The following is an 11,869-nucleotide window of genomic DNA, read 5'->3' on the forward strand; positions in this document are numbered from 1 at the left end:
AAAACGACGGATAGCAAAAACGCCCCACGAGGGGGCGTTTTTATTCACAGGCTAATGGATCGGCCTGTCAAGCAGCAGCTTTTTTGGTTGCTGCTTCGATGCGACGGGTGATGTACCACTGCTGGGTGATCGACAGGCAGTTGTTCACAACCCAGTACAGCACCAGACCAGCCGGGAACCACAGGAAGAAGAAGGTGAAGATGATTGGCATCATTTTCATGACCTTCGCCTGCATCGGATCCGGTGGCGTCGGGTTCAGACGCTGCTGGATGAACATGGTGGCGCCCATGATGATCGGCAGGATGAAGAACGGATCCTTGATCGACAGGTCGGTAATCCACAGCATCCAAGGGGCCTGGCGCATCTCGACGCTTTCCAGCAGTACCCAGTACAAGGCCAGGAACACTGGCATCTGCACCAGGATCGGCAGGCAGCCACCCAGCGGGTTGATCTTCTCTTTCTTGTACAGCTCCATCATCGCCTGGGACATCTTCTGGCGATCATCGCCGAAGCGTTCCTTGAGCTGGGCCAGTTTTGGCGCCACGGCACGCATGCGCGCCATCGAACGGTAGCTGGCAGCCGACAGCGGGAAGAACAGGCCCTTGATGAGCATGGTCAGGACGATGATCGACCAGCCCCAGTTGCCCAGCAGGCTGTGGATATGTTGCAGCAGCCAGAAGATCGGCTGGGCAATGAACCACAGGAAGCCGTAGTCGACGGTCAATTCCAGGCCTGGGGACAATTCCTTGAGCTTGGACTGGATCTTCGGACCGGCATACAACATGGCGCTGGTCTCGACCTTGCCGCCGGCAGGCACGTTCAGCGCCGGGCCGGTGTAGCCGATGATGTAGTTGCCCTGGCTGTCCTTGCGGGTCTGTACCACGTTGTTGTCCGACTTGGCCGGAATCCACGCGGTCACGAAGTAGTGCTGCAGCCATGCTACCCAGCCGCCAGACACATTTTCTTTCAAACTTCCTTTGTCGATGTCCTTCATCGACACCTTCTTGTACGGCTCCGCACTTGTCCACAGGGCGGCGCCCAGGTAAGTCGCGGTACCGGTCGCGGTGCTCGAGGAAGGATCGGAGCTTGCGTCACGCTTGAGCTGGGCAAACATGTTGCCGGTCCAGGCCGCGCCGCTCTGGTTGTCGATCAGGTAGCTGACGGTCAGGTCGTACTCACCGCGCTTGAAGCTGAAGCGCTTGATGTAGTTGACGCCGTTCTCGCTGAACTTGAGGTCGACCACCAGTTGGTCCTGACCGTCGGTCAGCTGGAAGCTCTTCTGCTCGGCAGCGTACAGCGGGCGACCGCTCGAACGGGCATCCGGGCCATTCGTGCCGGTCAGGCCGCTTTGTGCGAGATAGACACGCTCGCCACCGTTGTCGAACAACTGGAAGGCGATGTCCGGATGATCCTGACGGCGTGGGTACTTGGGCAGGGTCAGCTGGACGATGTCACCGCCGACCGGGTCGATAGCCAGGTCCAGGACATCGGTCTTGACCCGGATCAGGTCCTTGCTGAGCGCGACTGGCGCGATTTCAGCGGGGCTGGCTTCGGCATTGGCGCTCGGCACATCGGCGCTGGCGCCGTTATTGCTTGCCGGCACGGTGTCCGGCAGTGCCGGTGCAGCGTTGCTGGCAGCAGTATGCTGAGTCGGCAGGGCTGCCTGACCATAGTCCTGGTTCCACTTGAGGACCAGAACGTAGGACACGATTGCCAGGGCGACGATCAGGATCGTGCGTTTAATATCCATGATTACTCGGCTATCGAAGAAGTTCGGGAGGAAGGAGCAGGCGGGACGGGATCGAAACCGCCATCATTCCACGGATGACAACGACCCAGGCGACGAACGGCAAGCCACCCGCCACGCAAGAGGCCATGGTTTTCTATGGCTTCGTACGCGTAACAGGAGCAACTGGGGTAGAAACGACAGTGACTGGCCATCAGAGGACTAATGGCGTAACGGTAGAACTGGATCGGAACGAGGGCCAGTTTACGCATCGTGACTGTCTACCCGTGCGGAATCGGCAAGTACCGCTGGAGAGGGCCTACTGCGGGCCAGGCGCTTCCAGAGTTTGCCAAAGTGTTGGTGCAATTCTGGGTTTTCTATCTCACCCAGCCCCTTGCGCGCGACGATCACGATATCCAGTCCAGCCAGACTTTGCTGGTTAAGACGGAAAGAGTCGCGCATCAGGCGTTTGAGGCGGTTGCGTTGAACGGCGAGCTTGACGCTCTTCTTGCCGATCACCAGGCCGAGGCGTGGATGATCGAGGCCGTTCTCGCGGGCAAGGATGAGCAGGCTTTTCCCTGGAACCTTGCCGGTTGGGGAGTCGAAGACTGCTTTGAAATGCCGGGGTGTAAGCAGTCGCTTATCCCGACTGAAGTCCTGACTCACCACCTGTGCCGAAAAATCAAATTGCCAGACGCTTACGGCCTTTGGCACGACGACGCGACAGAACAGCGCGGCCGTTCTTGGTGGCCATACGGGCACGGAAACCGTGGGTGCGCGCGCGCTTGATGGTGCTTGGTTGGAAAGTACGTTTCATGGCGTGTTACCTGGGTTGTCGACAACGGGCCGGGATGGCCCCCTTTTTAAGAGACCGGCGATTCTAGAGAAAGCAAGGCGATAGGTCAATTTCCAACCAGCATTCCTTGTAGGCGGCCTTTCCTTCTGGCTGGTCGAGAGAGCAGTTGATTCACACCGAACAGATGCTCAACATGAAAAAAAAGAGAGACATATAGAAAGCTTTTCTGAAGAACTTATAGATCTTAAGTGGATAAGTATCTGTGGATAACATGCTGCAGGCCACAAGCAATCTACTGTACAGAGAATCATAAGTATGTCGGTAACAGGTGCTTTGGCTGTGCCGGAACCGCGGAAAAGCTGTGGATGGAAGCGGTGTTTATCCACAGATGAATTATCCACAGGGTTGAGCCCTGGGTTGTGCATAGGCCTCATGTGTCGTTATCCACAGGGCTTATTTTCTGCTTGCAGGGTCGTTTTTGCCGCTAAATGACTGATTTGGCACAGCTCAACACACCACGACATGTGGATAAGTGAATGCTCGCCCGGTACAATGGCGGTTTGTTTTTGCCTCATCCGGCTTTCAACTCAGGGGATATCCGTGTCAGTGGAACTTTGGCAGCAGTGCGTGGAGCTTCTGCGCGACGAACTGCCTGCCCAGCAATTCAACACCTGGATCCGTCCGCTACAGGTCGAAGCCGAAGGCGACGAGTTGCGCGTCTATGCGCCTAACCGTTTCGTTCTCGATTGGGTCAATGAAAAGTACCTCGGCCGCCTGCTCGAACTGCTGGGTGAACAAGGCAACGGCCTTGCACCTGCCCTCTCCTTATTAATAGGCAGTCGCCGCAGCTCCGCACCACGGGCGGCACCTAACGCGCCGGTCAGTGCCGCGGTTGCTGCATCGCTGGCCCAGAGCCAGGCCAAGCCGGCCGTCCAGCCGCCGGCGGTTGCCAGCGCACCGGTCACGGCGCCCGAACCTGCGTTGGTCAGTGAGGTGGAGGAATCTGCAGCCTCCCAGGATGGTTTCGACGGGATGGGCGATTCGACGCCTGCGCCTGCGGCGACCGCGCGCACCGAGCAACGGACAGTTCAGGTCGAAGGGGCGCTCAAGCACACCAGCTACCTGAACCGAACCTTCACCTTCGAGACCTTCGTGGAGGGTAAGTCCAACCAGCTGGCACGCGCTGCGGCCTGGCAGGTTGCCGACAACCCCAAGCACGGCTACAACCCACTCTTCCTTTATGGAGGCGTGGGCTTGGGTAAGACGCACTTGATGCATGCTGTGGGTAACCACCTGCTGAAGAAGAACCCGAATGCCAAGGTCGTCTACTTGCACTCGGAGCGTTTCGTCGCCGACATGGTCAAGGCGTTGCAGCTGAACGCCATCAACGAATTCAAGCGCTTCTACCGTTCGGTGGACGCGCTGTTGATCGACGATATCCAGTTCTTCGCGCGCAAGGAGCGTTCCCAGGAAGAGTTCTTCCACACCTTCAATGCCCTGCTCGAGGGTGGACAGCAGGTCATTCTCACCAGTGACCGCTACCCTAAAGAGATCGAAGGCCTGGAAGAGCGCCTGAAGTCGCGCTTTGGTTGGGGCCTGACCGTGGCTGTCGAGCCACCGGAACTGGAAACCCGTGTAGCGATCCTGATGAAGAAGGCCGACCAGGCCAAGGTCGAACTGCCGCACGATGCTGCGTTCTTCATCGCCCAGCGCATCCGCTCCAACGTGCGCGAATTGGAAGGCGCATTGAAGCGGGTGATCGCTCACTCGCACTTCATGGGGCGAGACATCACCATCGAGTTGATTCGCGAATCGCTCAAGGATCTGCTGGCACTGCAAGACAAGCTGGTCAGTGTGGATAACATCCAGCGCACGGTCGCCGAGTACTACAAGATCAAGATCTCCGATCTGTTGTCCAAGCGCCGCTCGCGCTCTGTCGCGCGCCCGCGACAGGTGGCCATGGCGTTGTCCAAGGAGCTGACCAACCACAGTCTGCCGGAGATCGGCGACATGTTCGGCGGTCGGGATCACACCACCGTGCTGCACGCATGCCGCAAGATCAACGAACTGAAGGAATCCGACGCGGACATCCGCGAGGACTACAAGAACCTGCTGCGCACGCTGACCACCTGATGGGTGTCGGCGCAGCTCTTTGAAGGCAAGGGACTAGACCATGCATTTCACCATTCAACGCGAAGCCCTGTTGAAACCCCTGCAACTGGTCGCAGGCGTCGTCGAGCGCCGCCAGACCTTGCCGGTCCTGTCCAACGTGCTGCTGGTCGTGCAAGGCCAGCAGTTGTCGTTGACCGGTACCGACCTGGAAGTCGAACTGGTTGGCCGCGTGCAGCTGGAAGAGCCGGCTGAGCCCGGCGAGATCACCGTCCCGGCGCGTAAGCTGATGGATATCTGCAAGAGCCTGCCCAGCGATGCGCTGATCGATATCAAGGTCGATGAGCAGAAGCTGCTGGTCAAGGCTGGCCGCAGCCGTTTCACCCTGTCGACCCTGCCGGCCAACGACTTCCCCACCGTGGAAGAAGGCCCGGGTTCGCTCACCTGCAACCTGGAGCAGAGCAAACTGCGTCGCCTGATCGAGCGCACCAGCTTCGCCATGGCCCAGCAGGACGTTCGCTACTACCTCAATGGCATGCTGCTGGAGGTTTCCACCGACACGCTGCGCGCTGTCGCCACTGACGGTCACCGTCTGGCACTGTGCGCCATGCAGGCACCCATCGGCCAGGCCGAGCGTCACCAGGTCATCGTGCCGCGCAAAGGTATTCTGGAGCTGGCGCGTCTGCTGACCGATCCGGAGGGCATGGTCAGTATTGTCCTGGGCCAGCACCACATTCGTGCGACCACCGGTGAGTTCACCTTTACCTCGAAACTGGTGGACGGCAAGTTCCCTGATTACGAGCGTGTACTGCCCAAAGGCGGTGACAAGCTGGTGATCGGTGATCGCCAGGCGCTGCGTGAAGCCTTCAGCCGTACCGCGATCCTGTCCAACGAGAAGTACCGCGGCATTCGCCTGCAACTGGCCTCCGGCCAGCTGAAGATTCAGGCCAACAACCCCGAGCAGGAAGAGGCTGAAGAAGAGATCAGCGTCGACTACGAAGGCGGTTCGTTGGAGATCGGCTTCAACGTCAGCTATCTGCTGGACGTCCTCGGAGTCATGACCACTGAGCAGGTTCGTCTGATTCTCGCCGACTCCAACAGCAGCGCCCTGCTGCAGGAAGCCGGTAATGACGACTCCTCCTACGTTGTCATGCCGATGCGTCTGTAACCTGTAGCAGGCCAAATGTCCCTTCGACGTCTTTCGGTCACCGCGGTGCGCAATCTGCACCCGGTGACCCTCTCCCCCTCTCCTCGCATCAACATCCTCTACGGCGCCAATGGCAGCGGAAAGACCAGTGTGCTCGAGGCCGTGCACCTTTTGGGGCTGGCACGCTCATTTCGTAGTACCCGATTGAACCCTGTCATCCAGTACGAACAGCCGACCTGTACTGTGTTCGGCCAGGTTGAAATCACCGATGGTGCGACGAGCAATCTTGGCGTTTCGCGCGAGCGACAAGGGGATTTCACCATTCGCATCGACGGCCAGAATGCGCGCAGTGCCGCACAACTGGCTGAAATGCTGCCGTTGCAGTTGATCAACCCGGACAGCTTCCGCCTGCTCGAAGGTGCTCCCAAGGTGCGTCGACAGTTCCTGGATTGGGGAGTGTTCCACGTGGAACCTCGATTCATGGCGACCTGGCAGCGCTTGCAGAAGGCCCTGCGGCAGCGGAACTCATGGCTGCGACATGGTACACTTGACGCTGCTTCGCAAGCCGCCTGGGACCGGGAACTGTGTCTCGCCAGCGCGGAAATAGATGAATACCGTCGCAACTATATCAAGGCCTTGAAGCCTGTCTTCGAGCGGACCCTGAGCGAACTGGTCGAGCTGGACGGATTGACCCTTAGCTACTATCGGGGCTGGGACAAGGATCGGGACCTCAGTGAAGTCCTCGCAACCTCTCTCCTTCGCGATCAGCAGATGGGCCATACCCAGGCCGGTCCGCAGCGTGCTGACCTACGCCTGAGATTGGGCGCTAATAACGCGGCCGATATCCTGTCTCGTGGTCAGCAAAAGCTGGTCGTTTGTGCCCTGCGGATTGCCCAAGGGCACCTCGTCAGCCAGGTTCGTCGCGGTCAGTGTATTTATCTGGTGGATGACTTGCCGTCCGAATTGGACGATCAGCATCGCCGCGCGCTGTGTCGCTTGCTTGAAGAATTACACTGCCAGGTTTTTATCACCTGTGTAGATCACGAATTACTGAGGGAAGGCTGGCAGACGGATACGCCAGTTGCTTTGTTCCACGTGGAACAAGGCCGTATCACCCAGACCCACGACCATCGGGAGTGAAGGCATGAGCGAAAATCAAACGTACGACTCCTCCAGCATCAAGGTGCTGAAAGGGCTGGATGCCGTGCGCAAGCGTCCCGGCATGTACATTGGCGACACCGATGATGGTAGCGGCCTGCACCACATGGTCTTCGAAGTGGTCGACAACTCGATCGACGAAGCGCTCGCCGGTCATTGCGATGACATTACGGTCATCATCCATCCGGACGAATCCATCAGTGTTCGCGACAACGGTCGTGGCATTCCCGTCGACGTGCATAAAGAGGAAGGCGTTTCCGCCGCCGAGGTCATCATGACCGTACTGCACGCCGGCGGTAAGTTCGATGACAACTCCTACAAGGTGTCCGGCGGTCTGCACGGTGTAGGTGTTTCGGTGGTGAACGCCCTCTCCGAGAAGCTGGTCCTGACCGTTCGCCGTAGCGGAAAGATCTGGGAACAGACCTACGTCCACGGTGTGCCGCAAGCTCCGATGGCAGTGGTCGGCGAAAGTGAAACCACCGGTACCCACATCCACTTCAAGCCTTCGGCGGAGACCTTCAAGAATATTCACTTCAGCTGGGACATCCTGGCCAAGCGAATTCGTGAGCTGTCGTTCCTCAACTCGGGCGTCGGTATCCTGCTGAAGGACGAGCGCTCCGGCAAGGAAGAGTTCTTCAAATACGAAGGTGGCCTGCGCGCTTTCGTTGAATACCTGAACACCAACAAGACCCCGGTGAACTCCCAGGTCTTCCACTTCAACGTCCAACGTGACGATGGCGTGGGTGTCGAAGTCGCCCTGCAATGGAACGACAGCTTCAACGAAAATCTGCTGTGCTTCACCAACAACATTCCGCAGCGCGACGGGGGGACTCACTTGGTGGGCTTCCGTTCCTCGCTGACCCGCAGCCTGAACAGCTATATCGAGCAGGAAGGCCTGGCCAAGAAGAACAAGGTCGCGACCACAGGTGACGATGCCCGTGAAGGCCTGACCGCGATCATCTCGGTGAAGGTGCCGGATCCAAAGTTCAGCTCGCAGACCAAGGACAAGCTGGTTTCCTCGGAGGTGAAGACCGCCGTGGAACAGGAGATGAACAAGTACTTCGCCGACTTCCTGTTGGAAAACCCCAACGAAGCCAAGGCGGTCGTTGGCAAGATGATCGACGCGGCGCGTGCCCGTGAAGCAGCGCGCAAGGCGCGGGAAATGACCCGCCGCAAAGGTGCGCTGGATATCGCTGGTCTGCCGGGCAAGCTTGCCGACTGCCAGGAAAAGGACCCTGCCCTGTCCGAACTGTACCTGGTAGAGGGTGACTCCGCAGGTGGTTCGGCCAAGCAAGGTCGTAACCGCCGCACCCAGGCAATCTTGCCGTTGAAAGGCAAGATCCTCAACGTCGAGAAGGCCCGCTTCGACAAGATGATCTCGTCCCAGGACGTCGGCACGCTGATTACCGCCTTGGGCTGCGGCATTGGCCGTGAAGAGTACAACATCGACAAGCTGCGCTATCACAACATCATCATCATGACCGATGCTGACGTTGACGGTTCGCACATCCGTACCCTGCTGTTGACCTTCTTCTTCCGTCAGTTGCCGGAGCTGGTCGAGCGCGGTTACATCTACATTGCCCAGCCACCGCTGTACAAGGTGAAGAAAGGCAAGCAGGAGCAGTACATCAAGGACGACGAGGCCATGGAAGAATACATGACCCAGTCGGCCCTGGAAGATGCCAGCCTGCACCTCGACGAATCGGCGCCAGCCGTTTCGGGTGTTCAACTCGAGTCACTGGTCAACGAGTTCCGCGGAGTGATGAAGACGCTCAAGCGTCTGTCACGCCTGTACCCGGAGGAGCTGACCGAGCACTTCATCTACCTGCCGGAAGTCACTCAGGCGCAGTTGGCCGATCACGCGACCATGCAAGCGTGGTTGGGCAAATTCCAGGAGCGCCTGAACAACAGCCAGAAGTCCGGTCTCACCTACCAGGCCAGCCTGCGTGAAGACAAGGAACGCAACATCTGGCTGCCGGAAGTCGAAGTTACCTCCCACGGCCTGGCCAGCTACGTGACCTTCAACCGCGAGTTCTTCGGCAGCAACGACTATCGTTCGGTAGTCGTGCTGGGCGCCAAGTTGGCGACCTTGCTTGGCGAGGGTGCCTATGTTCAGCGTGGTGAGCGTCGCAAGGCAGTCACCGAGTTCAAAGAAGCCCTCGATTGGCTGATGAACGAAACCACCAAGCGCCACACCATCCAGCGATACAAAGGGCTGGGTGAGATGAACCCGGATCAGCTGTGGGAAACCACCATGGACCCGACCGTGCGCCGCATGCTCAAGGTCACCATCGAGGATGCGATTGCGGCCGACCAGCTGTTCAATACCTTGATGGGTGACGCGGTGGAACCTCGTCGTGACTTCATCGAAAGCAACGCGTTGTCGGTGTCCAATCTGGACTTCTGATTACGCGCTTCAGCTACGAAAAAGCCAAGGCCTGTCGCCTTGGCTTTTTCGTTTTCAGAGGCGCGAAACACAAATGTTCCACGTGAAACACTGTTCGAATGGCGTCAGGCTTCAAGGTCCTTGAGCCTTCGGTACAAGGTGCGTTCACTCATCCCCAGCTGTTTGGCCAGCTCGCGGCGCGACCCCTGAAAGCTGTCCAACGCTTGCGCCAGCGCCCTCAATTCATGCAACTCGCGTGACTGATGTTTCGCCGGTGAATCAGCCCCAGTGTCTTCGAGCAGATGCTCACTGCGAATCAAACCATCATCGGCGAACAACCAGGCCCGCTCCAGCATGTTACGCAGCTCACGGATATTTCCCGGAAACGGATGCAGGTTGAGGCGCTCGAGTGCTTCATGGCTGATTCGAGGTGCGCCGTTGCCCGCGATGCGCTGCAACAGACTTTCAACCAGCAGCGGCAAGTCTTCGACACGCTCACGCAGTGCCGGCAGACGAATCGGAAATCCGCTGATGCGGTAATACAGGTCCTCACGGAAGGCGCTCTGCGCGACCATTGCCTTGAGCGGCTTGTGTGTCGCCGACACCAGGCGGAAATCCGAGTGTACGGTGCGCAGGCTGCCCACCGGGCGAAAACTACCGGTCTCGATCAAGCGCAGCAGTTTGACCTGCATGGCCAGCGGCACTTCACCGATCTCGTCCAGGAACAGGGTGCCGCCATGCGCCGCCTCGGCCAGACCGACCTTGCGTTGGGTCGCGCCGGTGAACGCGCCTTTCTCGTAACCAAACAGCTCACTCTCGAACAGCGACTCGGTGAGACCGGTGCAATCGACGACCACCAGCGGGCCGTTGGCGCGTGGGCTACCCAGGTGCAGGGCGCGGGCGAACAGCTCCTTGCCCGTTCCTGACTCACCTTGGAGCAGCACCGGAATTTGAGCCGGAGCGGCCCGTCGAAGGCTGGCGAGTGCTGACTTGAAAGCCGGAGACTGCCCGACCAGCCCCTGCTGCTGAGGTTGTGCGGAGGCCAGGGTGATGCTGGTCAGCCGTTCGACGAATGCCACCACCCTGCCCTGCTCGTCGAGGATCGGGCGCAGTTCGACGTCTACATGCTCCGGTCCGCGCGGGGTGTGATGAATGTGCAGCACGCGCTCCGGAACCTTGCTGTCCCATGCCTTGCGCAGCGGACAATGCTCCCCTGCCTGATCGCAGGGCACGGCGTAATGGTGCGAAACCCTGTGGCACTTCTCCCCCAGGGGGGCGCGATCCTGTGTGGCGAACTGGCGTCGATACGCCGCGTTGGCGGCAAGAATGTTGTAGTCGGTATCGAGCACGATGGCGGGCAGCACATCGTGTTCGAGGTAGGACACCAGCGCGAGGATGGCAGGATGGTTTGCAGCGGGAAGCTCGGACATGGGGGCACCGGCAAAAACTACCCGGCGAGGTTAACAAGGACTGCCAATCACTGCCAGCAGCTGTCAGATGACTGCCAATCTTCCTGGCAGTCTTTAACTATTGTGTTGGTACAACGCCCGCAAATGCGGGACTTATCCGCCAGAAATGGCCTGGCATGCATCTTGATAAAGCGTATGTTCCTGCCGATGCCTCTGTTCAAGCTGCGGCAGCGTTATGGAGACTGTGATGATCATTGGCAACAACCTTCATGTGGAAGCCCTGTTCGACCCGGCGACTTCGACCATCAGCTACCTGCTCATGGACCGTGAAACACGGCACTGCGCATTGATCGACAGCGTGCTGGATTACGATCCGAAGTCAGGCCGTACCAGCCACGCATCTGCCGACAGGTTGATCTCACAGGTCGAGGCGTTGGGTGCCAAGGTGCAGTGGATTCTTGAAACCCACGTGCATGCGGACCACCTTTCGGCAGCGGCCTACCTCAAGCAACGGCTGGGCGGCCAGATTGCCATTGGCGCCCACATCACCCAGGTACAGAAAACCTTCGGTTCGCTGTTCAACGCCGAGCCTGGTTTTGCCCGTGACGGTAGCCAGTTCGACGTGTTGTTCGAGGATGAGGAAGGGTTTCGCATCGGCAACCTGCATGCCCGAGCCCTGCACACGCCCGGGCACACCCCCGCGTGCATGAGCTACATGATCGAGGATGCGGGCGAGACTGCCGTGTTTGTCGGCGACACGCTGTTCATGCCTGACTACGGCACTGCCCGTTGCGATTTTCCCGGCGCCAGCGCCCGCACACTGTATCGCTCGATCCGTCGCTTGCTGGCCTTCCCTGACCAGACCCATTTGTTCATGTGCCATGACTACCTCCCCGGTGGCCGCGAACTGCGTTACGTGACCACGGTTGCCGAGCAGCGCGCCAGCAATATCCACATTCACCAGGGCATCAGTGAAGACAGCTTTGTCGAGATGCGCGAAGCCCGAGACAAGACCCTCGACATGCCGGTGCTGATCCTGCCGTCGGTGCAGGTCAACATGCGCAGCGGCCAATTGCCCGAGCCGGAAGACAACGGCGTGCGTTACCTGAAGATCCCGCTGAACCTGTTCTGAGCTATT

General features: G+C 59.0%; 10 protein-coding genes. 5 read left to right on the forward strand and 5 right to left on the reverse strand.

The genetic code is table 11. The annotated features are described in order from the left end of the window. Positions 1-67: 67 nt before the first annotated feature. Genes yidC through rpmH form a run of 4 tightly spaced genes read right to left on the reverse strand, consistent with a single transcriptional unit; the run spans position 68 to position 2,543 of the window. Positions 68-1,750 (reverse strand): membrane protein insertase YidC, encoded by a 1,683-nt coding sequence (gene yidC / locus APH44_RS12540; RefSeq protein WP_054893016.1) that lies wholly within the window; start codon positions 1,748-1,750, stop codon positions 68-70. 2 nt (positions 1,751-1,752) lie between these two features. Next, positions 1,753-1,998, reverse strand: a complete 246-nt coding sequence (gene yidD / locus APH44_RS29090; protein ID WP_011536514.1) for a membrane protein insertion efficiency factor YidD — start codon at positions 1,996-1,998, stop codon at positions 1,753-1,755. Beyond that, the gene (gene rnpA / locus APH44_RS29095) at positions 1,991-2,395 is read right to left on the reverse strand and encodes a ribonuclease P protein component (RefSeq protein ID WP_082420920.1); all 405 of its coding nucleotides are present in this window, start codon (positions 2,393-2,395) and stop codon (positions 1,991-1,993) included. Before rnpA ends, yidD begins: the two co-directional genes overlap by 8 nt. Positions 2,396-2,408: 13 nt before the next feature. Beyond that, a complete protein-coding gene (gene rpmH, locus APH44_RS29100) occupies positions 2,409-2,543 on the reverse strand; it encodes a 50S ribosomal protein L34 (protein ID WP_003253163.1) in 135 nt (44 codons plus the stop codon). Positions 2,544-3,122: 579 nt separating this feature from the next. On the opposite strand from rpmH, the gene dnaA reads away from it, so the two are divergent. The 4 genes from dnaA to gyrB are packed head-to-tail and all read left to right on the forward strand — an operon-like array spanning position 3,123 to position 9,343. After that, on the forward strand, positions 3,123-4,655 hold the full coding sequence (gene dnaA, locus APH44_RS12550) for a chromosomal replication initiator protein DnaA (protein ID WP_054893017.1): 1,533 nt from the start codon (positions 3,123-3,125) through the stop codon (positions 4,653-4,655). Positions 4,656-4,695: 40 nt separating this feature from the next. Next, entirely contained in the window at positions 4,696-5,799 is a 1,104-nt protein-coding gene (gene dnaN / locus APH44_RS12555; protein ID WP_054893018.1) for a DNA polymerase III subunit beta, read from the forward strand. Positions 5,800-5,814: 15 nt separating this feature from the next. Next, positions 5,815-6,918 (forward strand): DNA replication/repair protein RecF, encoded by a 1,104-nt coding sequence (gene recF / locus APH44_RS12560; RefSeq protein ID WP_054893019.1) that lies wholly within the window; start codon positions 5,815-5,817, stop codon positions 6,916-6,918. Positions 6,919-6,922: 4 nt separating this feature from the next. Continuing rightward, a complete protein-coding gene (gene gyrB, locus APH44_RS12565) occupies positions 6,923-9,343 on the forward strand; it encodes a DNA topoisomerase (ATP-hydrolyzing) subunit B (RefSeq protein WP_054893020.1) in 2,421 nt (806 codons plus the stop codon). A 104-nt stretch (positions 9,344-9,447) separates the two neighbouring features. On the opposite strand, the gene APH44_RS12570 is transcribed toward gyrB, so the two are convergent. After that, positions 9,448-10,752, reverse strand: a complete 1,305-nt coding sequence (locus APH44_RS12570) for a sigma-54-dependent Fis family transcriptional regulator (RefSeq protein WP_054893021.1) — start codon at positions 10,750-10,752, stop codon at positions 9,448-9,450. A gap of 226 nt (positions 10,753-10,978) precedes the next feature. Here APH44_RS12570 and APH44_RS12575 point away from each other — a divergent pair, with 226 nt between their 5' ends. Further along, positions 10,979-11,863, forward strand: a complete 885-nt coding sequence (locus APH44_RS12575) for an MBL fold metallo-hydrolase (RefSeq protein ID WP_054893022.1) — start codon at positions 10,979-10,981, stop codon at positions 11,861-11,863. Positions 11,864-11,869 lie beyond the last annotated feature (6 nt).

It is taken from the genome of Pseudomonas sp. NBRC 111143 (assembly GCF_001320965.1).
GTDB classification, from domain to species: Bacteria; Pseudomonadota; Gammaproteobacteria; order Pseudomonadales; family Pseudomonadaceae; genus Aquipseudomonas; species Aquipseudomonas machongensis.